Annotated in this window: 23 protein-coding genes; 10 read left to right on the top strand and 13 right to left on the bottom strand. The window is 41.4% G+C overall.

What is annotated here, in order from left to right; all coding sequences use genetic code 11:
* Positions 1-149: 149 nt before the first annotated feature.
* Both QUD85_RS13475 and QUD85_RS13470 read right to left on the bottom strand, forming a co-directional pair.
* Complete coding sequence (locus QUD85_RS13475; protein WP_093330870.1) at positions 150-341, bottom strand: hypothetical protein; 192 nt, start codon at positions 339-341, stop codon at positions 150-152.
* 117 nt (positions 342-458) lie between these two features.
* The gene (locus QUD85_RS13470) at positions 459-797 is read right to left on the bottom strand and encodes a DUF6678 family protein (protein ID WP_143047960.1); all 339 of its coding nucleotides are present in this window, start codon (positions 795-797) and stop codon (positions 459-461) included.
* A 1,116-nt stretch (positions 798-1,913) separates the two neighbouring features.
* Here QUD85_RS13470 and QUD85_RS13465 point away from each other — a divergent pair.
* The 4 genes from QUD85_RS13465 to QUD85_RS13450 are packed head-to-tail and all read left to right on the top strand — an operon-like array spanning position 1,914 to position 4,254.
* Positions 1,914-2,558, top strand: coding sequence for a DsbA family oxidoreductase (locus QUD85_RS13465; RefSeq protein ID WP_093330875.1), 645 nt, complete (start codon positions 1,914-1,916; stop codon positions 2,556-2,558).
* Positions 2,558-3,016, top strand: coding sequence for a YccF domain-containing protein (locus QUD85_RS13460; protein ID WP_093330876.1), 459 nt, complete (start codon positions 2,558-2,560; stop codon positions 3,014-3,016). The genes QUD85_RS13465 and QUD85_RS13460 overlap by 1 nt, the downstream gene beginning before the upstream one ends.
* 5 nt (positions 3,017-3,021) lie before the next feature.
* The gene (locus tag QUD85_RS13455; RefSeq protein WP_093330879.1) at positions 3,022-3,948 is read left to right on the top strand and encodes a M14 family metallopeptidase; all 927 of its coding nucleotides are present in this window, start codon (positions 3,022-3,024) and stop codon (positions 3,946-3,948) included.
* 51 nt (positions 3,949-3,999) lie between these two features.
* Positions 4,000-4,254 carry a hypothetical protein gene (locus QUD85_RS13450; protein WP_093330880.1) on the top strand — a complete coding sequence of 85 codons (255 nt, stop codon included), beginning with the start codon at positions 4,000-4,002 and terminating at the stop codon, positions 4,252-4,254.
* A gap of 92 nt (positions 4,255-4,346) precedes the next feature.
* Here the strand turns inward: QUD85_RS13450 and QUD85_RS13445 are convergent, their stop codons facing one another.
* Entirely contained in the window at positions 4,347-5,270 is a 924-nt protein-coding gene (locus tag QUD85_RS13445) for a manganese-dependent inorganic pyrophosphatase (protein WP_093330882.1), read from the bottom strand.
* 247 nt (positions 5,271-5,517) lie between these two features.
* Between QUD85_RS13445 and QUD85_RS13440 the strand changes: the two genes are divergently transcribed.
* Positions 5,518-7,572 (top strand): S9 family peptidase, encoded by a 2,055-nt coding sequence (locus QUD85_RS13440; protein ID WP_093330883.1) that lies wholly within the window; start codon positions 5,518-5,520, stop codon positions 7,570-7,572.
* Between the two features lie 61 nt (positions 7,573-7,633).
* On the opposite strand, the gene QUD85_RS13435 is transcribed toward QUD85_RS13440, so the two are convergent.
* On the bottom strand, positions 7,634-8,602 hold the full coding sequence (locus tag QUD85_RS13435; RefSeq protein WP_093330886.1) for a class 1 fructose-bisphosphatase: 969 nt from the start codon (positions 8,600-8,602) through the stop codon (positions 7,634-7,636).
* Between the two features lie 149 nt (positions 8,603-8,751).
* Between QUD85_RS13435 and QUD85_RS13430 the strand changes: the two genes are divergently transcribed.
* Positions 8,752-11,166: a zinc-dependent metalloprotease gene (locus tag QUD85_RS13430; RefSeq protein WP_093330887.1), complete on the top strand. Its 2,415-nt coding sequence runs from the start codon at positions 8,752-8,754 to the stop codon at positions 11,164-11,166.
* A 209-nt stretch (positions 11,167-11,375) separates the two neighbouring features.
* Here the strand turns inward: QUD85_RS13430 and QUD85_RS13425 are convergent, their stop codons facing one another.
* The 7 genes from QUD85_RS13425 to cutA form a co-directional block, all read right to left on the bottom strand.
* On the bottom strand, positions 11,376-12,107 hold the full coding sequence (locus QUD85_RS13425) for a class I SAM-dependent methyltransferase (protein WP_143047961.1): 732 nt from the start codon (positions 12,105-12,107) through the stop codon (positions 11,376-11,378).
* A 182-nt stretch (positions 12,108-12,289) separates the two neighbouring features.
* Positions 12,290-12,457 (bottom strand): oxidoreductase-like domain-containing protein, encoded by a 168-nt coding sequence (locus QUD85_RS13420; RefSeq protein ID WP_093330892.1) that lies wholly within the window; start codon positions 12,455-12,457, stop codon positions 12,290-12,292.
* 99 nt (positions 12,458-12,556) lie between these two features.
* Positions 12,557-13,903: an acetyl-CoA carboxylase biotin carboxylase subunit gene (gene accC / locus QUD85_RS13415; RefSeq protein ID WP_093330894.1), complete on the bottom strand. Its 1,347-nt coding sequence runs from the start codon at positions 13,901-13,903 to the stop codon at positions 12,557-12,559.
* Between the two features lie 23 nt (positions 13,904-13,926).
* Positions 13,927-14,388, bottom strand: a complete 462-nt coding sequence (gene accB / locus QUD85_RS13410; RefSeq protein WP_093330896.1) for an acetyl-CoA carboxylase biotin carboxyl carrier protein — start codon at positions 14,386-14,388, stop codon at positions 13,927-13,929.
* 44 nt (positions 14,389-14,432) lie between these two features.
* The gene (gene aroQ, locus QUD85_RS13405) at positions 14,433-14,879 is read right to left on the bottom strand and encodes a type II 3-dehydroquinate dehydratase (protein WP_093330899.1); all 447 of its coding nucleotides are present in this window, start codon (positions 14,877-14,879) and stop codon (positions 14,433-14,435) included.
* 245 nt (positions 14,880-15,124) lie between these two features.
* Positions 15,125-16,921 (bottom strand): protein-disulfide reductase DsbD, encoded by a 1,797-nt coding sequence (locus tag QUD85_RS13400; protein WP_093331130.1) that lies wholly within the window; start codon positions 16,919-16,921, stop codon positions 15,125-15,127.
* 4 nt (positions 16,922-16,925) lie between these two features.
* Positions 16,926-17,237: a divalent-cation tolerance protein CutA gene (cutA, locus tag QUD85_RS13395; protein WP_093330901.1), complete on the bottom strand. Its 312-nt coding sequence runs from the start codon at positions 17,235-17,237 to the stop codon at positions 16,926-16,928.
* Between the two features lie 86 nt (positions 17,238-17,323).
* Here cutA and QUD85_RS13390 point away from each other — a divergent pair, with 86 nt between their 5' ends.
* The 4 genes from QUD85_RS13390 (at position 17,324) to QUD85_RS13375 (ending at position 21,334) form a co-directional block, all read left to right on the top strand.
* Positions 17,324-17,791: an FxsA family protein gene (locus QUD85_RS13390; protein ID WP_093330903.1), complete on the top strand. Its 468-nt coding sequence runs from the start codon at positions 17,324-17,326 to the stop codon at positions 17,789-17,791.
* A gap of 100 nt (positions 17,792-17,891) precedes the next feature.
* Positions 17,892-18,182, top strand: coding sequence for a co-chaperone GroES (locus tag QUD85_RS13385; RefSeq protein ID WP_093330905.1), 291 nt, complete (start codon positions 17,892-17,894; stop codon positions 18,180-18,182).
* A 65-nt stretch (positions 18,183-18,247) separates the two neighbouring features.
* Positions 18,248-19,900, top strand: coding sequence for a chaperonin GroEL (gene groL, locus QUD85_RS13380; RefSeq protein ID WP_093330909.1), 1,653 nt, complete (start codon positions 18,248-18,250; stop codon positions 19,898-19,900).
* A gap of 237 nt (positions 19,901-20,137) precedes the next feature.
* Positions 20,138-21,334 (top strand): tyrosine-type recombinase/integrase, encoded by a 1,197-nt coding sequence (locus QUD85_RS13375; protein ID WP_093330913.1) that lies wholly within the window; start codon positions 20,138-20,140, stop codon positions 21,332-21,334.
* A gap of 394 nt (positions 21,335-21,728) precedes the next feature.
* On the opposite strand, the gene QUD85_RS13370 is transcribed toward QUD85_RS13375, so the two are convergent.
* Entirely contained in the window at positions 21,729-24,521 is a 2,793-nt protein-coding gene (locus QUD85_RS13370; RefSeq protein ID WP_093330916.1) for an outer membrane beta-barrel protein, read from the bottom strand.
* Positions 24,522-24,740: 219 nt separating this feature from the next.
* The gene (locus QUD85_RS13365; protein WP_093330919.1) at positions 24,741-25,181 is read right to left on the bottom strand and encodes a helix-turn-helix transcriptional regulator; all 441 of its coding nucleotides are present in this window, start codon (positions 25,179-25,181) and stop codon (positions 24,741-24,743) included.
* Positions 25,182-25,456: the final 275 nt, after the last annotated feature.

The raw sequence follows: 25,456 nt of genomic DNA, 5'->3' as shown, positions 1-25,456 counted from the left end.
AACGGTTAACTGACAGAGCGAAGTAATAGATTTTGCTGATTGCTAAACAAATTAGCTACCTTGCGGTAGCTAATAAAAAACCTTATTGCCTATTGACGGGTGGAAGGTTCATATGTGTTATGTGTACAAAACGCAATGAGGGTGAATTTTTAAACCCACAACTCGCCACCTTTCTTTAAGTCATTTAACTTTTCTAACACCTCTTCAGCATGGCTCCAGTTTCTACAAGGAATAGAAACCTTACCTTTACCATTCTTGCGGTTCCAAATTAAAGGTGTTCCAGATTTAGATTCAACAATTTCGAATTCGCCTGGGGATTTTGGTATTTGATATTTAGGCAAGACTCGCTTCCTTTCCGGTACACATAACGCTAAGCTAACGTGTAAATAATAATGGCACCGCTTTTTGCGTCTTTTGCTAAAACTGTGACAATGTTACTTATCATGTTGAGCACCTTGTTAGTTGTTTTTATTACAATGGATTAAAATACTATCACCCTGAAATACAAAAGAAACTTTTAATTTATGTAAAAGACTTATGAAATCTGACTCACACGAAATTACTTTAGGAGGCACTAGTTTTCCAACTCTCTTGAGATACTGAGGTCTAATACAAAACCACTCAATTTTGGAATAAGGGCGCAAACAATGTGCCGACCAATCTCCTAAATAAGTTACATTTTCGGAAAAGTTTAGAGGATAAGGATCTTCACCAAATTTTTTGTATTGAAATGGAGGAGTGAATGGTAATTCAGCCTCAATTGAAGCTATCAAGGCTTTTATTTGATTAGCATCCATACTTTTCATTTACTCCATACCTGAGAAACAACTAACGCTTAATATCGGGAATTCCTGTTAATACCCCACATTTTAATTATGGTTTTAAAAAATGAGTCCCAATAACTTATTGATTTATTTAGCGAGTTTCCTATTAAAACCTATTAAAGAACAAAAATCTACTGTAAAACAATAAGTTAAAAAGATGTTAAGCGAGACGCTATTTATCTGTTCGGCTACTTTCAAAGCGAGCAGTGCAACATAACCAATTCCCCATTGAGGGTTGCCGATATCATTTTTTGATGATCATGTCCGAATACCAATCCACTGTTAAAATTAGCTACTCAGGACATCATCAGGGTGAAAAGAGTAAGCTAAATTATTATTGATATAGTCATCTATTCATTATTAATTTAGCGCAATTATTTTCTGCTTGATGTGTCCCTGCTAGGCAAGTTTGAAATTCTTTACATCTGCGTTACTAGCTTTGCAAATGAAATATCATTCCCTACACCTAAAGCCTTGATGTAATGCCCTTCAATTCTTGCTGAGTAGCTAATTTTAAAAGTGGATTGGTATTTGTCTTCAAGGACGAAGCATAAGATGAAATAGGACAAGGATGTGCTATTGAGACGGTACATCGACATCATCGAAAATTGATAGCGGGGTCGTCAAACCGAGTTGGGGCGTGGGGGTTAGGGACTTACTACCCTTAAAAATCTAACGCTGTGCTTTGAAAATCCGAAGTGCTTGCGGCGAGAGTTCAATGCTTTAGTCATCTAATGCTTGGAGGAGCAACAAAAAGCAGTTTGGATTTACAAGCACCCTTCGGGCAGCAACTACTTATAAAACCTGTCTGCAGTATATCCTCGGACGTAGCTAGCTACAGACCATCGAATCTGCCTTGCTATCTTTTTAATTAGTTACTGCAGAGTTGATTTCTAAGGGTATTAAGTCCCAATCCTAGGGGTGTCACGCAACACCCCTGGACTATTGCTCCTATAGGAGTGATAAATATAAGAGAGCTTTCGAAACGAATTACATTAGCGACTTATCGAAGTAAAGAATTTAGCCAAGGGTTGAAACAAAGTGATTCGACCCAAGATCATAGTTATCTTTAACTCGATGTGTTGACTTATGGCTCAATCATTAAAAATAGACATTGTTTCAGATGTTGTTTGTCCTTGGTGTTATGTGGGATACAAACAATTAGAAACCGCAGCAAATCAATTAGGTGTTGAACTTGATATCACCTGGCAACCATTTCAGCTAAACCCTCAAATGCCTGAACAAGGGCAGAATTTGCGTGAGCATATTATGGAAAAATATGGCTCAACAGCGCAAGAAAGTGCTGACGCGAGAGCGCGCTTACAAACTATTGGTGAAGATTTGGGGATTACTTTCAACTTTGCCGATGAAAGTCGTATTTATAATACCTTTGCCTGCCATGTGTTACTTTATTGGGCAGAAAAATATAATAAGCAACACGAACTAAAGCTCGCTTTGTTTGAGGCTTACTTTTCGCAAGGCAAAAACATAAGCGACCTTGCAATTTTAATGGAAATTTTGGACTCAGTTGGTTTAGATGTGGCGCAAGCAGAACTTGCTCTTGCAGATGAAAGCTTGCAACAACGTGTGCAAAGTCAGGCAAATACCTGGACTGGGCATGGCATTAGTAGTGTCCCGTCGATGATAATCGTTGATAAGTATCTTGTCGCTGGTGCTCAGGGTGTCGAAAACTATGTCAGTATTATTAATCAAATATTAGCCGAGCAAGCTTAATGAGATTACTAGGAAATATTTTATGGCTACTGTTGGGTGGCCTAACGATGGCACTGATTTGGTGGGCAATAGGTGTAATCGCACTGATTAGTATTGTCGGTATTCCATGGGCTCGATCATGTTTTGTGTTAGGCGCATTTTCATTATTCCCGTTTGGTAAAGAAGTGATTGCACGAGACGCACTAACCGGAAGAGAAGATATTGGTACTGGCGCTTTAGGCCTTTTGGGTAACATCATTTGGTTTATTTTCCCGGGATTAATCCTGGCTATTTTCCACCTTTTTCATGCAGTCTTTTGGTTTATCACCATCATTGGCATACCGTTTGGCATTCAGCACTTAAAGCTCGCTGAAATTTCCTTTGCTCCAGTTGGTAAAACAGTTGTAGACAAAGAAGTGGCCTATGCCGCCTATGCCCGCAACGGTGAAGAAAGACTTAATCAATATAGAAGAGATTAATTATCATGAGTTACCCTATTGGTACGCCTGGCACACCTTGGTCTAGCAAAGAAAAATATCAATGGTATCAAGCGCAAACGATCAAACGTAGTTATTTTGAGCTTGTACTATCAGAGCTCGAAGAAATTGCCGCTACCATGGCTGCAACCATTAAAGTCGAACAATATGGATTGTTGCAATATCCCAATAACGATTATCCGTTGTTTGTTATAAAATCGCTTGATTGGCAGCAGGATAAACCTACCATTTTGATCACAGGTGGTGTCCACGGCTATGAAACAAGCGGTGTGCACGGCGCATTAAGATTTGTAAAAGACAAACTTAAAGCCTATCAAGGTCGCGTTAATTTTGTTGTAGCACCGTGCATTAGTCCATGGGGTTATGAAACGATTAATCGCTGGAATGTTGATGCAATTGATCCCAATCGCTCATTTTACGCTGATACGCCGGCGCAGGAATCTGCAGCGATTATGGCGTATTTAGCTGAGCACGATATTAAACCGCTTATGCATATCGATTTGCACGAAACAACCGATACCGACAATACTGAATTTCGCCCTGCACTTTCAGCAAGAGATGCTATTGATCAAAAATCATGGAATATTCCCGACGGATTTTATGGTGTCGGAGATACGGGTAGAGACGATCCCGCATTTCAAAAGGCGATAATCGATAGCGTAAAGCAAGTGACTCATATAGCGCCAGCGGATGAAAACGGTAAATACATTGGCGTTGCATTAGAGCAATTTGGCGTGATCAATTATGACTGCAAAGGCCTAAGTTTATGTGCTGGCATGACAGACGCTAGCTATGTGTCTACAACGGAAGTTTATCCAGATTCAGAGCTAGTCGATGACGAAAATTGTGTACAGGCGCAAGTGGCAGCGATCGTCGGTGGTTTAGATTATGTTCTCGCGCAACTTGATTCTTAAATAGTTTTTGATAGCTTAAACACTGATACAGTCATTGTGAGTAAATAATAGATGAACCTTTGGATATTTCTATGTACCGCCGTTGTATTTGGTGTTCCGCTAGCTTTCTTTGCAATTTATGCTGGCCATAAGCGTAAAATGAAGCAAATAGAGTTAAGTATGTTGCAAGCGCAAGAGCAGCTAGCAGAAAAGTCGCTTGAACAGGTCAATCAACAGTTCAGCCAGTTAAGCAAACGCATCGAAGTATTAGAAGCGATTGTCACAGATAAACAATATGATTTGTCGAGTAAAATAGATGAGTTATAAAAAAGCCCAGCGAATGCTGGGCTTTAATTTAACATCTTGTAGCACTTAGCACTTAGCACTTAGCACTTAGCACTTAGAGCTTCGCTCTTAAGTTATCCTGCAAATGAATCTTGTAGTGGTGGTACTACTTGCTTCTTACGACTCATAATACCGTCAATCCATACACGACCTTCAGTTGTTGCTTTGCCGTAAGCTTTTGCTGTTAAGTCGTCATCGTCACTTACTACTAGGATTTCAGAACCTTCCTTCATAATATCGGTAAGCAGTAACATAACACTGTGGCGGCCGCCTTCTTCTTTCAAAGCTGCTAGGTCCGCATGTAAGTCATCTTTCATTTCGTCAAAGATAGCTAGATCGATAACTTCAAGTTGGCCGATACCCACTTTATTACCGCTCATGTCAAAGTCTTTAAAGTCGCGTAACACTAAGTCACGAATAGGCGTGCCTTCAACAGCAGATTTTACTTTGAACATTTCCATGCCCAATGCTTGTGGATCTTCAATGCCCGCAATCTCTGCTAGTGCTTCAACACATTTGATATCAGCCGTTGTGCAGGTTGGTGATTTAAAGATAACTGTGTCACTTAAGATAGCGCACATCATTGCGCCAGCGATGTTTGCTGGGATCTCTACACCGTGAAAATCATACATCATTTTGATGATGGTATTTGTACAACCAACAGGGCGAATCCAACACTCTAGTGGCGTCGACGTTGTAATATCACCAAGCTTGTGGTGATCAATAATGCCTAAAATAGTTGCATCATCAATATCGTCAGGGCCTTGTACGCGGTCTGAATGATCGACAATGTATAAGCTTTCACCAGCATAGCTTAACTTAAGCTCTGGTTGTTCAAAACCAAACTTATCTAAAATGAAAAGTGTTTCAGGTGAAAGCTCACCTAATCGCGCAGGAACGCACTCTTCACCAATAGCATTTTTTAAATAACTAAGAGCTATTGCTGAACAAATAGAATCTGAATCTGGGATTTTGTGTCCCACCACATATGCTGGCATAAATCTTTCTCCTTTAATTGGCGCGTATTCTAGCAAATTTTTGCCAAATTTCGAGTGCGAAAATGCTGTTATTTTGTACTTTTATACGGATTTAAGCCGGAAAGAGAGCAATAGTGACAGACTTTTGCGTTGTAACGGCAGGTGAACACAAAAGTAGATGAATTGCGTATCGATTTGTAATCTACATCTAGGTTTTGATTTAATCTTTCGCTAGACTGATCGCAATTATTACAAACATGGGAATATTATGCTTAAGTTCAAAGCATTGTTTGCGCTATGTATTGGCACGTTAAGTGTGAGTGCAGCAGCGAACAACACAATTACAATTGAAGACATTCCGAAAGTTAAATCGGTTATTCAATCGCAAGTCAGCCCAAGTGGCGACTATGTAGCGTTCACACGATCAATTCCACGTGAGCTTTATGTGGATAAAAATGGCCGTAACTACAGTAACCTTTTTGTTACCAATGCAAAGGGCGAAGAGCGCGCATTTATTACAGGTAAAGTCAATCTTGGTAGCATCGCTTGGTCAGCTGATGGCCAATTTATCTACTTTCTAGGTAAGTTTGACGACGACAAGTTCACTAAGCTTTACCGTATACCTTTTAGTGGTGGTGAGCGTCAGGTAGTTATCGCGTTAAAAGAGAAATCAGTCAGCCGCTATCAACTGAGCCCTAATGGCAAGCAAGTGGCAATTTTAGCAAATCCAGCTAAAGACAAGTCTGAAAAACAATTAAAAGAACTTGGCTTTATGGCTGAAGTTTATGAAGAAAACTTGAAAAACAAGCAGCTGTTTTTCGTTGATCTTGTTGCCAGTGATAAAGCGATAGATCCTAAAGCGGTTGCCATTGACGCCTATGTCAGTGACATTTCTTGGGGTAAAGCGCAAGATACTTTATTGGTAAAAACTCAGCCAACTTCTCTTATCGACGACCAATACATGAAATCTCAATGGCACGTGTTTAACACAGCGTCAAAGAAGGTCGCTTTGTCTATTGCGACAGAAGGTAAGTTAGGTAGTGCTGAATTATCTCCAGACGGCAAATACATTGCTATTGTTGGCGCTGAAGATAAGCATGACCCAGCAACAGGCCGACTATTTTTAGTTGAGACTAAAACCGGCAAATTGACCGATTGGTTACCTAATTTCATGGGGCATGTTGGCGATATAGAATGGGCAAATAAGAGCAATACGTTGCACTTTGTTGCTAATGTCGGCACGCAAAGCTACATAGCAACTATCAAACCGGGTAGCAGTGACATAGACGTAATTGTAGAAAATGGCACATTTATCGCGAGCAACCTTTCAGTATCAAATTCTGATAAAACCTTAGTAACAAAAGGCCATACAGCTAAACATCCAAATGAGGTGTTTATGGTCAGAAAAGGCAAAGAGACACGCGTATCTAACTCTAATGCTTGGCTTGCAAATAAGCGTTTTGCAAAACAAGAGACAGTGAGCTTTAAAGCGGAAGATGGCACAGAGCTCGATGGCGTACTAGTGTATCCGCTAGACTATAAAAAAGGTAAGCGTTATCCGCTAATTATGTCTGTTCATGGTGGTCCAGAAGCACATGACAAAGACGGTTGGGTAACTGCCTATTCTCGTCCTGGTCAAATGGGTGCTGCTCGCGGTTATGCAGTATTCTATCCAAACTATCGTGGTTCTACAGGTAAAGGCGTTGCCTATTCTAAATTAGGGCAAAATGATTATGCCGGAGAAGAATTTAACGACTTGGTACGTTTTAAAAACCACTTGGTAGAGATGGGATTAGTTGATAGCAAACGTGTTGGTATTACAGGTGGCTCATATGGTGGCTACGCGTCTGCTTGGGGTGCAACTAAATTAACAGAGCATTTTGCAGCATCTGTTATGTTCGTTGGTATTGCTAACCAAACATCTAAATTTGGTACTACTGATATTTCAAACGAAATGCATTTAGTCCACGCACGTTCTTACCCTTGGGAAAAGTGGCAATATTATCTAGAGCGTAGCCCTATTTACTGGGTAGCACAGTCAAAAACGCCTTTATTGATTATGCACGGTAAAGACGATCCTCGTGTTCATCCTGCACAGTCTATGGAAATGTATCGTTATATGAAGGTACAAGGTAAAGACGTACGTTTAGTTTATTACCCTGGTGAAGGTCATGGAAATCGCAAAGTAGCGGCACAATATGACTATAGCTTGCGTTTGATGCGTTGGATGGATAACTATTTAATCGCGGGTAAGAAAGCGATGCCTCCATACAAAATCGACCATAAAGCAAATATGGATGCAAAGAAAAAAGACAGTAAGTAAATCTTACCTCAATAAAAAAGCCAGCAAGATTGCTGGCTTTTTTTTACCTAATATAAGGTAGCTATTTGTAGTAGCTAAGACATTGTTCGACTTCGTTTTTACTACCCATAATCACTTCAACGCGCTGGTGAATATCGGTTGGGTCAATGTCCATAATGCGCCCCTCACTTGTTACAGCTAGGCCACCAGCTTGTTCAACTAAGAACGCCATTGGATTAGCTTCATACATTAAGCGTAATTTGTAGGGCTTATCAGGGTTTTTGTTATCCGTTGGGTAAGTAAAAATACCACCGCGACAAAGTAAACGGTGAATATCTCCAACCATAGCTGCAATCCAACGCATGTTGAAGTTTTTGCCGCGCGGGCCTTCTTCGCCTTTAAGTAAATCAGCTATATACTGCTGCATCGGCGCTTGCCAGTGGCGTTGATTTGACATATTGATGGCAAATTCTTGTGTATCTTGAGGAATTTGCATATTACGCTCTACCAAAAGATAACCGCCATGTGTGCGATCAAGGACATACAAATGTGTACCTTTACCTGTTGTCATCACAAGCATTGTTGATGGGCCGTATAATACATAACCGGCACAACATTGCTTTGTACCAGCTTGTTTAAACTGGTCGGGGTCATTAGCTGCTAGGTCTGGATCTGCATAATGGATAGAAAAAATTGTACCGATAAGTGAGTTTATTTCGATATTTGAACTACCGTCCAGCGGATCAAATGAAACAATAAACTTACCGTGTTCCTCACCTGCAACTGAGGTATCTTCTTCTTCAGAAGAAATGGCTTTTACAAAGCCTGATTCGAGTAGGATATCCTTAAACAGTTCGTTGGCAACAACGTCCAACTTCTTCTGGATTTCACCTTGAATATTTTCATCAAGGGTAGAGCCCATTAAACCGCCCAAATGAGCTTGGCTTACACGGAAAGATATTTCCTTTGTGGCCGCTAAAATTGTTTTAATGAGTGAGATCAGATCTAAAGGAACTTCATCATCCCTTAACGCTGGCGCAAGTCGTTGCATAGAGATACCTATTTGCCGTAAAGTAATGCATATTTTATACAAATCGATATTTTGAAGTTTGATCACTTAACGTGAAAACTTTCAAAATAAATTACGGGCGAATTATAACAACATTCAATTGCGTTTGTGCAGTTAAAACAAGGGAAACCATGAAATTTTTACGACTATTTTTGCCTTTCTTGGCTTTGTTAGCGTTTTCAGCTGTGTCAGCTGACGCATATCAAGGATTTACTAAGGGAAAACAATATCAAAAAGGGTATTTTTCATTTTACTACGATGAAAGTAAGGCGAAAGTTTTTATCGAAATAGACAAATTTGATCAAGATTTTCTGTTTCAAAGCAGTTTACCGCATGGCGTAGGCTCAAATGATATTGGATTAGATAGAGGGCAATTGGGTGACACCCGAATTGTTCGCTTTGAACGTGCTGGTGACAAAGTGTTCCTGCGCCAACTTAATACCTATTATCGCGCGGATTCTGACAATGCATTAGAACAACAAGCAATGGATGAAGCATTTGCAAGCTCTATTATCTGGGGTTTTACGGTCGCAGCAGAAAGTAAGGGCAAAGTATTAATCGATTACACCCCATTTTTGTTGTCTGATATTCACGGTTTAGCCAATACCTTAAAACGCACTAAACAAGGTAATTATGCAATAGATAAAGCGCGTAGCGCAGTATATAAAAAACGCACTAAAGCGTTTCCTCGCAATACTGAACTTGAAGCCATGGTTACGTTTAAGGGGAGTGGCGCAGGTGCATATTTACGCAGTGTAACGCCAGAGGAAAGCGCAGTTACTGTGCACTTACATCATTCATTGATCGCGTTACCCGACAACGAATATAAGCCGCGAGCTTTTCATCCTTATAGTGGATTTTGGTCAGTGGAATACGCCGATTATGCAACGGCTATCGATCAGCCGATTCAGCAACGTTTAATCCCGCGACACAGGCTCAATAAGAAAGACCCAAGTGCCGACGTATCAGAAGCAATAGAGCCTATTGTTTATTATTTAGATGCTGGCGTGCCAGAACCTGTAAAAAGTGCATTGCTAGATGGCGCACGTTGGTGGAATCAGGCGTTTGAAGCCATCGGCTACAAAGACGCTTTTGTGGTAAAAATGCTACCTGCTGATGCAGATCCAATGGATGTAAGATACAACGTGATTCAATGGGTTCATCGTGCTACACGTGGTTGGTCCTATGGCGCATCAGTTATTGACCCTCGAACTGGCGAAATTTTAAAAGGGCATGTTACTTTAGGTTCGCTGCGTGTTAGACAGGACTACTTAATTGCTACTGGTTTAACTTCACCATTTACAGCCGCTGACGTTGATACGTCAACAATGAAAGAAATGGCTTTAGCACGCATTCGTCAGCTAAGTGCCCATGAAGTCGGTCATACCTTAGGTATTGCACATAACTTTGCCGCTAGTGCTGACAATCGTGCTTCGGTTATGGACTATCCGCACCCGCTGGTAAAGATTGTGAATGATAAAATCGATCTATCGCAGGCTTATGCAGTTGGTATGGGTGAATGGGATAAGCATGTTGTCGCGTATGGCTACAGCGACTTTGCCGCTGATGAAGCGCAGCAACTCAATGCGATTATTAGTAGCGCCCAGCAAAACAAACTGCAATATATTTCCGATGCCGATGCTCGACCAAAATCAGGTGGCCATGCTAGTGCTCATTTATGGGACAACGGTGAAAACCCTGCCGTTGAACTTAACCGAGTAATGCAAGTGCGTGCTAAAGCGCTTAGCGACTTTGGCATTAATAGTATCGCAACGGGCACACCGCTGTCGCAAATCGAAGAAGCATTGGTGCCTATTTATAACTTCCATCGTTATCAAGTTGAAGCTGCCGCAAAGCTTATTGCTGGTATCGACTATAGCTACGAAGTGAAAACAGCAGAAACGCCGAAAGGCGTTACTATGGTAAGTGCAAAAGCGCAACAGCAAGCTATAGATGCATTGCTCGCCACGCTATCTGCAGAAACGTTAACACTATCGCCACAGCTAATTGCGTTAATTCCACCAAAGGCTTATGGCTATTACCGCAGTCGAGAGAGTTTTCAGTCAAATACAGGTTTAGCATTTGATCCGGTAAGTGCAGCGAGCGCAAGTGCAAAACACACCATAGCATTAATGCTAAATAAAGGGCGTTTGGCAAGACTTGCTCAGCAGCACCAATTGCAAACTGACATTTCTAGCGTAGGCAATCTGATCACTCAATTGAACAAAGCAACACTTCAACAGCCAACCAACAGTGGCCTTGCCGTTCTTGTGCAGCAACGAGTTAATCAGCAAGTGGTTGATCATCTGATCGCGCTCAACAAAGACGCTAGCTTAGTACCTGAAGTAAAAGCAGAGGTAACGTATCAATTGCGTGAAATGCTAGAGCAATTAGAAGATCAAGCTGACTCACGCAAGTATAAGGCGTTGTCGACCCATTTTATGTTGCTTCACGAGCAAATTACTTATGCGCTTGAGCACAAAGAGGCGGTACAACCAATGAATGACGATAAATTGCCACCAGGCTCGCCAATTGGAAATGAGTAACTGATATTGTTAAAAAGGCCGCATAAGCGGCCTTTAAATTGTCACTAGGGCGTTTGTACAAGTGGGCAGTTGTTGATCGCAAGCACTGTAGGTCTAACGTTTTACATTGTAAGTTATACATATTCATGTGAACAGCCATTAAATATGTGGCTTATAACGCTACGAAACGAGCCGCTTTTTTTTAGCAAAGCGACCTTCAAGACAGTAGTTTATCCGTTTGAACTAGTATCTAAATTGTCTGGCTTTTTTAGTACCCAAACATAACCAGGCACTAGCCAAAAAAAGTATTTAGCGACAAAATTAGCAACCTTATATTTAATCGTACCAGGTTTGATCATGTATTCTGCACCGAATTTGCTAGGTTGAGCGAGTATTTTTTTGGTGTAATCGATCAATTCAAATTCTTTTACAAGTTTCTTCAGTCCCCAATAAGTTAAATGTTTTTCGTAGTAGTATTTTCCTTTCCCAAATGCCCGTAAATACAGGTGAGAGAAAAACCTCGGAAGTACTGAAAGTAATGGTAAGTTATAATGCGGTTCGTTAAACATAATTCGATTCCCAGCCGCAAAGTAGATCTTTCCACCGGGCTTGAGTATTCGATACATCTCTTTGACAAGTTGATTTGCATCAGCAACATGTTCATATACTTGTGAGCAGATAATAGTATCAAATTTATCTGACGGAAAACCGGTATTAAGCGCATCACCTTCTATGAAGTGAAGTCCCTCACGCTCAAAATTTTCTTTAGCGAAAGTTATCGCTTTGTGATCAATATCGATACAGGTGACCTCTGAAAAAAACTGTGAGAGATAATCATCTATTATTCCAGAGGAACCACCGATATTCAGCACACTAAGGGATTTTAAAGAAGGTCCTTGAACGTCAGACGATACTCTAACCATTGTCTCGGCTTTACGCCTTCTGCCTTCTGTGTTGAACATCTCAGTACCATTGTCTGAGAAGTTGTACTGGTAACCTCGCGTCAAATTAACATCCCCTAACCACTTATGTAGGGAGAATATTCAACTGATTCAAAAAGAAAAGCAAGCTCTAAGTATTGCTCACTTGTTATTATACGAAAATATTGTGGGCGCTTGTGAACTAACAAACTTTGAGATTGAGTTTAGACACCAGAATTAGTAGGAACTTGCTCATTTAACTTAGCTTGTTCAATGCGCCATTTTTGTAACTCTGTGTAGTAATTATCCCACACACATGGCTGGCAAGAACCACTTTCGCAACATTCGCCATCTGCTGGTGGGAAAGGTTTTTCTAATACACTGTTTGACATAAATCTACTTCGTTTCTACTGCTACTGCCTACTTTTCGCGCATTATAAATGAAAAAGCCCTGCAATGCAGGGCTCTTTATACAATCAATGGATGTTGATTTATAACTCGTCGGCAAGTTTCTTTTCCAAGTAGTGGATATTTGCACCACCTGAAACGAAGCCTTCGTCATTTAAAATGTCTTTGTGTAGTTCAATATTGGTTTTAATACCATCTACCACGAGTTCATTTAACGCGTTACGCATACGTGCAATTGCTACGTCGCGGTTATCACCGTATGTAATTAGCTTACCTACCATAGAATCATAGTAAGGAGGTACTGAGTAGTCCGCGTAGATGTGCGAATCCCAACGTACACCTAGACCGCCCGGTGGGTGGAATCGTGTAATTTTACCCGGTGAAGGAATAAATGTTTTTGGATCTTCAGCATTAATACGACACTCAATAGCGTGACCGTTAATCTTGATATCTTCTTGCGTGATTGATAGCGGTTGACCAGCAGCAACACGCAGTTGTTCTTTGATCAAATCGACGCCAGTGATCATTTCAGTTACCGGATGCTCTACCTGAATACGCGTATTCATTTCGATGAAATAAAACTCACCGTTTTCATACAAGAATTCAAATGTACCTGCACCGCGATAGTCAATTTCGATACAGGCTCTACAACAACGCTCACCAATTTGCTTGCGCATTTCAGGAGTAATACCCGGCGCTGGTGCTTCTTCTACAACTTTCTGGTGACGACGTTGCATTGAACAATCACGTTCACCTAAGTGCACTGCACCACCTTGACCGTCTGCAATGACTTGGATCTCAACGTGACGAGGGTTTTCAAGGAATTTTTCCATGTAAACCATGTCGTTACCAAATGCAGAACGAGCTTCTGATTGCGTAAGTTGGATAGACTCAAGTAGTTCGCTTTCTTCGCGCACAACACGCATACCACGACCACCGCCACCACCTGACGCTTTAATAATAACGGGATAACCAATACGACGACCGTGTGCTAAGTTTGCTTCATCATCGTCCGTTAATGGACCATCAGAACCTGGTACACAAGGTACACCCGCTGATTTCATTGCACGGATAGCGGCAACTTTGTCACCCATTACGCGAATACTTTCAGCTTTTGGACCAATAAAGGTAAAACCTGATTGCTCTACTTGCTCTGCAAAGTCAGCATTTTCCGCTAAGAAGCCGTAACCTGGATGAATTGCAACTGCGTTAGTCACTTCAGCTGCTGTTAATATCATCGGAATGTTAAGGTAACTTTCGGTTGCTGGCGGTTTGCCAATACAAATCGTTTCGTCTGCTAATAACACGTGCTTTAGGTTTCTGTCGGCAGTTGAATGAACTGCGACCGTTTTTATACCTAACTCTTTACAAGCACGTAATATTCTCAGCGCTATTTCGCCTCGGTTGGCGATAACAACTTTATCTAACATAGAATGACCCTTTCAGTGTGGGCTTATTCAATGATGAATAGCGGTTGATCGAATTCGATAGCGTCTTCGTTTTTAGCAAGAATCTTTTTAACAGTACCTGCTTTGTCCGCTTCAATTTGGTTCATCATTTTCATTGCTTCAACGATACATAGTGTGTCGCCAACGTTAACTTGCTGACCTACTTCTACGAATGACGCTGCGTCTGGAGATGGAGAAGCGTAGAATGTACCAACCATTGGTGAACGAACAACATGACCAGATAGGTCATCGCTCGCACTCTCTGCTGCCGCTGGTGCTGCTGCAGGAGCTGGTGCAGCTGCTGGCGCTGCTACTGGAGCCGCTTGTACAACAGTTTGCGCTGGTGCAGCAACAACAGAGCCACCTCTGCTAATGCGTACCGACTCTTCACCTTCAGAAATTTCTAATTCATTGATGCCAGAATCTTCTACTAACTCAATCAATTTTTTAATTTTACGAATATCCATTTAAACACCTTTTCAGTTTTGTTTGTTCTGAGGTTAATGCCTTATTAACCGTTTAATCTTTTAACAGCAGCGTCCAATGCATAGTGATATCCATCGCTTCCTAAACCACAAATTACCGCGTCTGCAACATCAGACAAATATGAATGATGTCTGAACGCTTCACGCTGATGCACATTTGACAAATGTACTTCAATAAACGGGATGCTCACGGCAAGTAACGCGTCTCTTAGCGCAACACTTGTATGGGTAAATGCGGCAGGATTAATCAAGATAAAGTCGACTTTTTCAAAACTTTGATGAATTGCATCGATCAACTCATGTTCAGCGTTTGATTGTACAAACGAAATGTTAACAGCGAGGTCTTTAGCCTGTGCTGCAAGTGCTTGCTCTATGTCAGCAAGTGTTTTGCTGCCATAGACGTTCGGCTCTCTTTTACCTAGCATGTTTAGGTTTGGGCCATTTAACACTAAAATTTCAAATTTTGTCGACATTTGCTGTAATAATACCTGTAAAAGTGGCTATGTTGTTATCTTTGCATATTTTGACTTGCTTGCAACTAGCAAATAACAAAAAAACACACTTTTTCGAAATTTGACGATTATTATAGGCTTTTCGCAGAAAATCACAGCAAAATACTGGTCTTATCTCTTGAGAGGGTTATAAAAAAGTCGCTTACAACAAGCGTTTGCAAGCGACTTTCTACGAAAGGAAGGGTAGTAAAACGATGTTAACCGAGTTAATTTTGTGCAAATATTTGGTTGATATGGGCTGCAAAAGGATCTGCCGCCATAAACCCTGTTACCCGATTGTTCTTTAATTCTTGACCGTTTAAGTCAAAGAACAAAATAGAAGGTAAACCAAAAATTTGATACTGACTCATTAGCTCACGTGCTTGGGGAGTACCGGTATCGGTTAAGTCGATTTGTACTAGCAGCGTATTACTCAGCGCATCTTGCACCTGAGGTGTTGGGAAGGTAAGTTCTTCAAATTCCTTACAGGCAACACACCAGTCAGCATACAAATCTACCATTACAGTTTGACCATTGGCGTTTGCTTGCGCGACTAGCGCATCTAGCTCCGCGCTGTTTTTGGCATAGACAAAGTGTTTGATGTCAGCTTGCTGATGCGCAACCACTGGCTGTGGAAAGACTTGCTGGTACAATTGCATTGCGGAAAAGAATAGCAATACAAATACCACCAAGCTGCGCACACCGTAGAAAAAGCCTTTTACTGTATTTTGATTAACAACATACAAGTACGTTGCAGCACTTAACCCAAGGATAGACCACAACACCGTAGTCCACGCAGCAGGAATAAAGCGCTCAAGTAGGAAGATCGGTACCGCTAATAACAAGAAGCCAAAGGCATTCTTAATAACATCCATCCAAGCACCTGCTTTAGGTAGTAACTTGCCACCCGAGCTACCAAGTGCCAGAAGTGGTAATCCCATGCCAAGGCTTAACGCGTAAAGCGCTGCAGCACCAATAACGACATCGCCAGTGTTCGAGATATACAACAGTGCACCAGTAAGCGGCGCAGTAGTGCAAGGCGATGCGACAAGACCTGAAATAACGCCCATCACAAATACGCCCCAGTATGAGCCACCTTTTTGCTTATTACTTAAGTTGTTCAGTTTGGTTTGCCATGATGCAGGCATAGATAAGGTAATCACACCAAACATAGATAAGGCTAATACAATGAAGAGTACACTTAGAACACCTAATACAATTGGGTGCTGGAACATGGCTTGAAATTGTGCGCCTGCTAACGCAACAACGACCCCTAATAAGGTGTAAGTAATTGCCATGCCTTGTACATAAACGAACGACAATCTAAAGGCCTGCTTATTGCTTAGTTTGTCACCTTGGCCAACGATTATACCGGTTAAGATTGGGTACATCGGATAGACACATGGCGTAAAGGCTAAAACGATACCGCCGATGAAAAAGCCGGTAACAATAATCCATAAACTGCCGCTTGCTAGCGCTTGAGCCAGTTTGCCTTGTTCACTGATATTATTGCTGCTTGAGTCACCGCTTTGTTGAGAAAGTGCACCTAGAACATCGCTACTACTTGCTGCACTTGCAACAGCGGTTAAGTCCAAGTTGATCACTTCAGGAGGGTAGCACAAGCCTTTATCAGCGCAGCCTTGATACTTAATAGCGATGGTTGCATTCTCGCCAATTTCGTCGAAGTTCAACGTTAAATCTAGCGACTGGCGATAAATTTGCTGTACCCCAAAGTATTCATCTTCATGTTCAATACCAACAGGAAGTTGTGGTTCAACTAGCGTAGCATTGGTGGCACTAAACTGCGTTTTATGGCGATATAAATAGTAGCCTGGTGCAATATTGAAACTGATTTCTAGCGTATTCTTATTTTGATAAAAGTCGAATAGGAATGCTTTGTCTACCGGCAAAAAGTCGCTTTGGTTAGAAAATAGCGATTGATCGGAAGTATCAAATGGGGACTGTTGTGTCGCGCCTACTGTTATCGCAACAAACAGTAAGCAAATAGTTAGTAATTTTTTCATCATCTTAAGCCAAACTCTCTGAAACCCACTGTAGGTAATGTTTATCGCCTTTTTGAATATCAACGGCGAGAATCTCGGCTATTTCATAGCTGTGTAATTGGTTTATTCTATCACGCACGGCGTCAAAGTTGTTAGCTAAGGTTTTGATCACCAGTTGTACCTCTGTACCTTGTTGCATTTCACCTTGCCATTGGTAAATCGACGTGATGTTGTCGATAATGTTGATACATGCGGCGAGTTTTTCTTCAACTAAAGTACGCGCCATTGCGAGCCCTGTTTCCTTGTCAGGGCACGTGGTTAAAACAATTTGATACATGTTTATCTCATTAATTGCTGCTAGATTACTTGAAATTGACCTAACTTCCCTCATATTAGTTTCATCATAAATGAAAAAGGCATGATATGTTTCAGATTTTGTTTTTACTTTTTATCGTTATCCCGATTATCGAGATAGCCGTGATCATCCAAGTGGGATCGATATTGGGCGTCTGGCCAACGGTCGCAATCGTTATTTTAACGGCATGGCTTGGCGCTAAAAATGTAAGAGCACAAGGCATTGCTACTATGCAAAAAGTGCAACTTAAAATGGCACAAGGCGAAATGCCTTCAGACGATATCGTTGCAGGTATGCTTTTGCTTGTTGCCGGCGTGTTACTGGTAACGCCTGGTTTTGTTACTGATATCTTTGGCTTGTCTTTATTAATTCCGCAGGTTCGAAAAAACTTGATCAATGGCGTTAAAAAGCACGTATTTGTTGCGCAAATGCAACGCAATGGTTTTACCCAATTTGAAAGCCATAACGTCTACACGACGCAAGAAAAATCAAAGCAAGATCGCACCATAGATGGTGAGTTCGAAAGAAAAGAGTAAAAAAAATAGTATTTGGGGTTGAGTCGACTAAATTTAACCCCATAAAAGCAAGCATACATAGATTGTTAACCACACAAAATTTAAGACTCAGGAGATACAAATGAGCATTCGTCCTTTACATGATCGCGTTATCATCAAGCGTAAAGAAGTAGAATCTAAATCAGCTGGCGGTATTGTTTTAACAGGTAGTGCTGCAGAAAAGTCAACGCGCGGTGAAGTAATTGCTGTTGGCAATGGCCGTATTTTAGAAAATGGTGATGTCCGTGCATTAGACGTAAAAGTTGGTGATCAAGTTATCTTTAACGAAGGTTACGGCGTTAAAACTGAAAAAATTGACGGCGAAGAAGTACTTATCCTAAGCGAAGCAGACATCCTAGCGATCGTCGAATAAGACTTAACATAATTATCCAATCAAAAGCGCCGGCTTTTGTTAGAAAAAATAGATAGGAAAATATCATGGCAGCTAAAGACGTAAAATTTGGCAACGATGCACGTATTAAAATGCTAACAGGTGTAAACCTTTTAGCAGACGCAGTAAAAGTAACGCTAGGCCCGAAAGGTCGTAATGTTGTATTGGACAAAGCATTTGGTGGTCCAGCAATCACTAAAGATGGTGTTTCAGTAGCAAAAGAAATCGAACTTGAAGACAAGTTTGAAAACATGGGCGCACAAATGGTGAAAGAAGTTGCGTCAAAAGCGAATGATGAAGCAGGTGACGGCACAACGACGGCAACAGTATTAGCGCAAGCAATTGTTAACGAAGGCCTTAAGTCTATCGCAGCTGGTATGAACCCAATGGATCTTAAGCGCGGTATCGACAAAGCTGTAGTAGCAGCAACAGAAGAGCTTAAAGCACTTTCTACGCCATGTGCTGACAACAAAGCTATTGAGCAAGTTGGTACAATTTCGGCAAACTCTGACGCGTCAGTAGGTGAAATTATTGCGCAAGCAATGGACCGTGTTGGTACAGAAGGTGTTATCACTGTTGAAGAAGGTCAATCATTAACTGACGAACTTGACGTTGTTGAAGGTATGCAGTTTGACCGTGGTTACCTTTCGCCCTATTTCATTAACAACCAAGAAAATGGCAGTGTAGAACTAGAAAATCCATTCATCCTATTGGTTGATAAGAAAATCTCTAACATCCGTGAACTACTGACAACACTAGAAGGTGTTGCTAAAGCAGGTAAGCCATTGCTTATCATTGCTGAAGACGTAGAAGGTGAAGCACTAGCGACATTAGTTGTAAACAACATGCGCGGTATCGTTAAAGTAGCTGCAGTTAAAGCGCCAGGTTTTGGTGACCGTCGTAAAGCTATGTTGCAAGACATCGCTATCCTAACTGCGGGTACAGTGATTTCTGAAGAAATTGGTATGGAGCTTGAAAAAGCGACATTAGAAGATTTAGGCCAAGCGAAGAAAGTTGTTATTTCAAAAGACAATACAACAATCATCGACGGTATTGGTGAAGAAGCTGATATCGATGCACGCGTAAGCCAAATTCGTGGTCAAATCGAAGAATCTTCGTCAGACTACGACAAAGAAAAACTTCAGGAGCGTTTAGCTAAGCTTGCAGGCGGTGTTGCCGTAATCAAGGTTGGTGCAGCCACTGAAGTCGAAATGAAAGAGAAAAAAGATCGTGTAGATGACGCACTTCACGCTACTCGCGCAGCGGTAGAAGAAGGCGTTGTAGCAGGCGGTGGTACGGCACTTGTGCGTGTAGCGGCTAAACTTGAAGGCCTTAAAGGTGACAACGAAGATCAAAACCACGGTATTAACGTAGCATTACGTGCTATGGAAGCGCCATTGCGCCAAATCGTAGACAACTGTGGTGAAGAAGCATCAGTTGTTGTTAATGCGGTTAAAGCAAAATCAGGTAACGAAGGCTACAACGCAGCAACAGGTGAGTATGTAGACCTAGTAGCTGAAGGTATTCTTGACCCAACAAAAGTGACGCGTAGTGCATTGCAATTTGCAGCATCAATTGCAGGTTTAATGCTAACCACAGAAGCGATGATTACAGAGCTTCCAGCGAAAGATGCAGCGCCAGCTATGCCAGCTGACATGGGCGGCATGGGCGGCATGGGTGGCATGCCAGGTATGATGTAATCTTGATGTAGATTATTCATCCGCGTTTATCGCGTTTCAAAGCCCTGTAAATCGTTGATTTACAGGGCTTTTTTATTTTTCAGCTGTTCAGTTTGTTTCATTTTTCTTCAGTGAGTTTAAGGTGCTGGTGAGTTGAAGGTGGGGTATCGCAAAATTTAGTGGTCATTTATTGCTATATTTCATAGACTGGTACCCCACCTGATACCCCAATGGTACCCCACTTTAGAGGGAGAAGTGATGTTAACAGCGCAAGAAATCAAGAGCATGTCATGCCCTCCAGGCAAGAAGCAGATTAAAAAATCTGATGGTAAGGGCTTGTTTATATTAGTAAAAAGTAATGGCTCGAAGTTCTGGCGCTTCCGCTACAAGTATGCTGGCAAGCACCAAGAGATGGCGCTGGGTCGGTACCCCACTATTTCGTTGAGTGACGCCCGAAAAATGGCGGAAGAAGCCCGTATATCGCTTATTCAGGCTATCAACCCAATGGAAGAGCGAAGAGAAAGAAAAAGGTCGAGCAATCCGGGTGATCAAGCCTTTGGCATTGTTGCAATGAAATGGTGGGAGCAGCAAAAAGGTGCTTGGTCAGTCGATCATGCAGGGCGAGTGCGGCGCTGGATTCAAAATGATATGAAAGATATTTCCGATCTTCCTATTGATGAAATTGATGCAGGACACATAACAGATTTGATGCTGTCTATTGAGGCAACAGGTGCAAGGAAAAAAGCGCCGGTTGTACTGTCGATTATCAATAGAATTTTTGGTTATGCGTTGGCTCACCGACTGACGAGGGTCAATCCAGCTCAAGGACTTCCTTTAAGAGATATTCTAAAGCCAGCACCAAAAGTGCAGCATTTGGCTGCGATTGTTAATCCGAAGGAGCTAGGGAAGCTGATCTCTGATATTGATAGCAATACTTCTGGCAGCTATTGCACCAGTGAGGCGCTGAAATTAATCCCTCGCGTGTTTCTCAGACCTACGGAAATAAGGAATTTGAAATGGGATTATATTGATTTTGAAGACAGGCTGATTCGTATTCCTGAAGAGGAAATGAAAAAACAGCGTGAACATCTGGTGCCGATGGCTGATCAAGTGGTGAAGCAACTCCAGGAGATAAAGCTGGCTACTGGCTATTCGCAGTATGTTTTTCCAAGTGAAAGGAATAGCAGCAGACCAATCAGTAAAAATGTAATGACGAACCGTTTAAGAGTTTTAGGTTATACCGCAGATGTAATGTCCACACATGGATTTAGAGCTTCAGCATCCACGATTTTGCATGAAAAGGGGTGGGAACATGATGTTATTGAGGTGCAGTTGGCTCACTTGATTGGCACGGCAACTTCGCGAGCATATAACCGGTCTATCTACTTGTCTGAAAGAAAGAAATTGATGCAGTATTGGGCTGATTACTTGGACGAGATAAAAGAAAAATATTAGATGTAAAAGGCTCACAAAGCGGTCACTCAAAGCTGCATTGTCGATATACTGCCTAGAGGCTTTAACTGCCTCCTCTATTTGTCATCCTGAACGCAGTGAAGGATCTCGATCCTAATACTCAAAAACGAGATTCTTCGTTTTACTCAGAATGACAGAGGATAGACCGCACCTGAAAGTGGCCATTCATATTTTTAAGGTGTTAGTCTGCTGTGAGGCTATAGCGGTCATTGGATTTCAAGTTCGTAATTTAACATATTCCAGAAAAGCAGACATTCAATACATGTCAGAAATGAGGCTGAAGCTACCTTTGGGCTTAAGTCTTTCGAGTTGACCTATTCTAGGAAAACGGCCGCGCCAAAAAGCCAAGCAGAAAGATTATTTACTTTTAAAATGATCAGTCTGTAATATCTACAACAACTCTAATCTCTAATAATTGAACGTCACCAGTAACTTTTTTCCAGCTTAAGTCTACTTTACCTAAATCAGTATCACTTAAATTGATTCCTATGCCGTAATCAATTTGAGTATTTTTATCTTCTTCAATTAGAGAGGAACTTCCGCTTACAGTTACGTCTAAATGGCTTACACCAAGCATAACGAACGGTGCGTAATTGTTCCCCCACAATTGATTTAACCTGTATTTCGCATTACCGCTAAGCATGTGGTAATGAAGCTCTGTCTCAGGGTAGTTAAGATTATCAGATTGAAGCTTTACATGGTTAAGCCAGTGGTAACTGATGTCGACAGACCAATTTTCATCAAATTGATAACCAATGCCGAAACCAAAAGCAGGTTGAGCTTTTTTATCCTGTTCCCAGTCAGTAGCGTCTAGATCAGGCGACAAATAAGAAACACCAAGACCTAAATCGACGGTAAAGCCTTTGTATTTATCTGACCCCGTTTCTTCTGCTTGTGAAAAAGTAGACAAGGCTAAAGTTGAAACTAACAATAAAGGTTTAGACAGCAGAGTTGTTAACTTTCGAACCCTAAAAACAAGAATAGCGCCAAGCAGTAAAACAAAAGATAAGCTACCACCACCTTTTTTGGTGCCTGTCTCTGCTTTACCTAGTTCGGCTGTCGTGGGAACGGTAGCAAAGCCGCGTTCACCATTGTCACCATCCGTAGTTTGAGCAAAAACGGCATATTCGTAATAAGTGCCTAATGTATGTTCGGTATTGGTGACACTGGCTTTGATAGTAGTGCCAACATTGATCATGCCATTGTTAGGCAGTTCAACCTGCTTAAACCCTAACCAATTATCAGTACCTTGTATTCGCCATTTTACGATGTAGTGAGAAACTTGTTTTCCACCAGCATCAATATGTCCCCATTGCAAATCAACTTGATTGTACTTGGGTGTTGCGGTTATGACGGGAGCAGCTATAGGGCCATAAGGCGTTTCTTCAACTACATTACTCCATGGAGAAGCACCACCTGCACTGTTCGCTCTCACCAAGAACCAATACTTCGTACCGTTCGTTAGACCACTTACATCACCAGACAGGGTGTCAGGCATATTGGCAATAACTTGAAGCGTGCCACTGCAAGATGTACCTAATGCAACAGGGTCAGGGCTAGCTCCTGAGCCATAACAAACATCATAGTTTGTTAGCGCCCCTCCAACAGGGTCAATAGGTTTACTCCAAGCTAATTGAACCAAGCCATTATCTATACCTGATACAATAAGATGGGGGGATAAAGTTGTTTGTACGGCACCAATATTTCTTCTGTCGTTACTATCTACTCGAGGGTTACCTAAAGCATCCGTTGTAATGGGGTTACCCTCATGATCCAAAAGCTCGTTTATTTGCCCACTACCAGCATTATCGATAGCGTCGATTAATATACCAGGCGTGCTTGATTGACTGATAATTGGTGTAACGACAGAAGGAGGGTAAGTTTGTAAAAGCTCCACCTCGTTAGCTAGTACAGGCATTGAAGGGCTGCCTGTTAAGAGGGAAGGTTGAGAGGTTAAAGTTTCCAGAGCAGTTGCATCCTGTAGGGGAACTGGTTGTATAAAAGTATTAGCATCTGCCGTTATTGTGCTTGCGTCATAAGCCCGCATAAGCGGTTGCTGCTCATCTCCGAAGCTTGGTAACCGAACTTGTACTGCTGATTCTTTGAATGAAATACTTCCTGATAAAAATGACATAATTAGCGATCGATTAACAAAATCAAAGTTAGGCCAGTTAGGGCTTACGCAGGTAGTAGGAAACAAGGTTTTATCACAACTTGTGTGCCCAAAAGAAAGTGTAGAGGCAATAACATTAAGGTCTGCATCCCAAACAAAAATCCAATCCCTATCACGACCATTTAATCTGCCATCCTGAAAAACAATAGAATTGATAAGATTTGCGGTACCATCGTAAAAGAACAATCCACCAGAATTATAGAGTTTTGAAGAAACAATATTGACATCACCTCTCCAAACAATAGCGGCCTTTTGGTAGTTAGCGTCAAATGTAGAGTTTTTAATTAGTAGCTCTGAATTACTTTGTGGGCTGGAACCGGAATTTTTTATCATGCCCTTTACACTTGGGGGTAATGTTGACCATGATTTTGACTTTTGAAATAGTGAACTTTCGATACTGATATCTGCCCCAGGGTTGGCAAAAATTAGCGGTGCTTGACACGATGAAAGCAGGCTAGTTATTTTATTAGTGAACACACGGGTTAACTCTAAAGAAGCATTATCTTCTACTTCAGCCAGCATAGACATTTTTTCAACGAAAAGATCATTAACTTTAACGACAAGCCCTGAATTATCTGTTTGATATTCACCGATCTGGAATAGGCCATTTGAAGCACCTATAAACTTCCAGCCGACTGCTTGACTAGGGCAGCTTTCATCATCGGGATAAAGTGGGCTGAGGTTGCCATTTGGCGTTAACCAATCGTTAAAACCACGAATGGTTGAAAAATTACCATTGATAATAAGCGAATCAGTAATAACAAGATAGAAAGGAGCTCTGGGGTCTAACGGGCCACAGCCAGATATACTAATTCCACTCGAAATTTCTATTGTATCCTCACCTGGGTTGGCATTAGCCAATGATATGGCTTCGGTTATTGAGTCTGACCCCAAACAGTTTGTAGATGTTACGTTATACGTAGCAGCAATAGCTGGGGTAATAAGATGGACGAATACTAGCGCTGAAAAAGACAATTTAAATAAATGCAGAAGCATATTGCGATGACCTGTTCTTACTTTAATTTGTTTTAGTATACACAAAACTTTCGTAATAGAAGGTTATTATATAATCTTGAAGTATTAGTATTTGCTTTAACATATGCATACATCCTGAATGGCTGCTTCGAAAGCACTCTAAATCAATAAGTTTGAACTGTTAATGACAGCTAAAGCCTCTGAGTCGTATTTGGCAGTCTTGACTATGAATGACCGCATTTACTCTTTCTTTGTTTTAAGCCAGGTATCGATATCGCTTTTTAACCAGCCGATACTGCTTGCTCCCAGCGGAACCCTTGAAGGAAATTCACCTCGGCGCTCCATTCTCCAAATAGTGCTTCGAGACACGCCAGTGATTTCTATGATTTCCTGAATTCGCATAATTCTATCTTCACTTTGGGCGTGGGCGGTTTGCGTTTTTGGTGTGGGTGCTTCGTTGACGTTTCCAAGTAAGTGTTCGAGCAATTGAAAGCCAAAAAAGTTAATTTCCGTTTTTGTAACCTGAATAAATGAGATGCTATTGTTGTTGATCAGCTCTTCAAGGTCGGAAACTGGACAACGCAAAAACAGTGCTGCCTCAGCGATGGTAAATCGCTGATACATTGCGATTCCCATACTGTCGGCAATCTGGCATAGCTGTTCAGAAAAAGGTGGCTCCATCTAATAAAAATACCGTTTTTGCTACCTAAAGGCAAAATGATTGCTCCCTGAGCCTAGTTAAATAACAGTTTAAGCAACTGTCAACGGATTAAGCTTGCTTTTAATCCGAAATAAGTAAGATGGGTTTGGCACAAAGTGTCGCAGGCTTATTTTCTAATCATCCCCCTATGAATAAAACAGCGAATAAGATAGTTCCTTGCTTAACCAAACCTTTGGAAAGACAAATCTCACATATTGAACAAATCAGTCTTTCAGAAAATGAGGTTATTACCATT

The sequence above is a fragment of the Thalassotalea agarivorans genome, from assembly GCF_030295955.1.
Lineage (GTDB): Bacteria > Pseudomonadota > Gammaproteobacteria > Enterobacterales > Alteromonadaceae > Thalassotalea_D > Thalassotalea_D agarivorans.
Note: the sequence above shows the minus strand (reverse complement) of the source record. Positions and strands in the feature narration are given on the sequence as shown.

Excerpts from the sequence above, each read along its gene's own strand:
- accB (WP_093330896.1), bottom strand. The coding sequence starts at position 14,388 with ATGGATATTCGTAAAATTAAAAAATTGATTGAGTTAGTAGAAGATTCT.
- QUD85_RS13470 (WP_143047960.1), bottom strand. The coding sequence starts at position 797 with ATGGATGCTAATCAAATAAAAGCCTTGATAGCTTCAATTGAGGCTGAA.
- QUD85_RS13390 (WP_093330903.1), top strand. The coding sequence starts at position 17,324 with ATGTTTCAGATTTTGTTTTTACTTTTTATCGTTATCCCGATTATCGAG.
- QUD85_RS13450 (WP_093330880.1), top strand. The coding sequence starts at position 4,000 with ATGAACCTTTGGATATTTCTATGTACCGCCGTTGTATTTGGTGTTCCG.
- QUD85_RS13445 (WP_093330882.1), bottom strand. The coding sequence starts at position 5,270 with ATGCCAGCATATGTGGTGGGACACAAAATCCCAGATTCAGATTCTATT.
- QUD85_RS13375 (WP_093330913.1), top strand. The coding sequence starts at position 20,138 with ATGTTAACAGCGCAAGAAATCAAGAGCATGTCATGCCCTCCAGGCAAG.
- aroQ (WP_093330899.1), bottom strand. The coding sequence starts at position 14,879 with ATGTCGACAAAATTTGAAATTTTAGTGTTAAATGGCCCAAACCTAAAC.
- groL (WP_093330909.1), top strand. The coding sequence starts at position 18,248 with ATGGCAGCTAAAGACGTAAAATTTGGCAACGATGCACGTATTAAAATG.
- QUD85_RS13465 (WP_093330875.1), top strand. The coding sequence starts at position 1,914 with ATGGCTCAATCATTAAAAATAGACATTGTTTCAGATGTTGTTTGTCCT.
- QUD85_RS13460 (WP_093330876.1), top strand. The coding sequence starts at position 2,558 with ATGAGATTACTAGGAAATATTTTATGGCTACTGTTGGGTGGCCTAACG.
- QUD85_RS13435 (WP_093330886.1), bottom strand. The coding sequence starts at position 8,602 with ATGCAACGACTTGCGCCAGCGTTAAGGGATGATGAAGTTCCTTTAGAT.
- QUD85_RS13420 (WP_093330892.1), bottom strand. The coding sequence starts at position 12,457 with ATGTCAAACAGTGTATTAGAAAAACCTTTCCCACCAGCAGATGGCGAA.
- QUD85_RS13365 (WP_093330919.1), bottom strand. The coding sequence starts at position 25,181 with ATGGAGCCACCTTTTTCTGAACAGCTATGCCAGATTGCCGACAGTATG.
- QUD85_RS13370 (WP_093330916.1), bottom strand. The coding sequence starts at position 24,521 with ATGCTTCTGCATTTATTTAAATTGTCTTTTTCAGCGCTAGTATTCGTC.
- QUD85_RS13440 (WP_093330883.1), top strand. The coding sequence starts at position 5,518 with ATGCTTAAGTTCAAAGCATTGTTTGCGCTATGTATTGGCACGTTAAGT.
- QUD85_RS13385 (WP_093330905.1), top strand. The coding sequence starts at position 17,892 with ATGAGCATTCGTCCTTTACATGATCGCGTTATCATCAAGCGTAAAGAA.
- accC (WP_093330894.1), bottom strand. The coding sequence starts at position 13,903 with ATGTTAGATAAAGTTGTTATCGCCAACCGAGGCGAAATAGCGCTGAGA.
- QUD85_RS13400 (WP_093331130.1), bottom strand. The coding sequence starts at position 16,921 with ATGAAAAAATTACTAACTATTTGCTTACTGTTTGTTGCGATAACAGTA.
- cutA (WP_093330901.1), bottom strand. The coding sequence starts at position 17,237 with ATGTATCAAATTGTTTTAACCACGTGCCCTGACAAGGAAACAGGGCTC.
- QUD85_RS13455 (WP_093330879.1), top strand. The coding sequence starts at position 3,022 with ATGAGTTACCCTATTGGTACGCCTGGCACACCTTGGTCTAGCAAAGAA.
- QUD85_RS13425 (WP_143047961.1), bottom strand. The coding sequence starts at position 12,107 with ATGTTCAACACAGAAGGCAGAAGGCGTAAAGCCGAGACAATGGTTAGA.
- QUD85_RS13430 (WP_093330887.1), top strand. The coding sequence starts at position 8,752 with ATGAAATTTTTACGACTATTTTTGCCTTTCTTGGCTTTGTTAGCGTTT.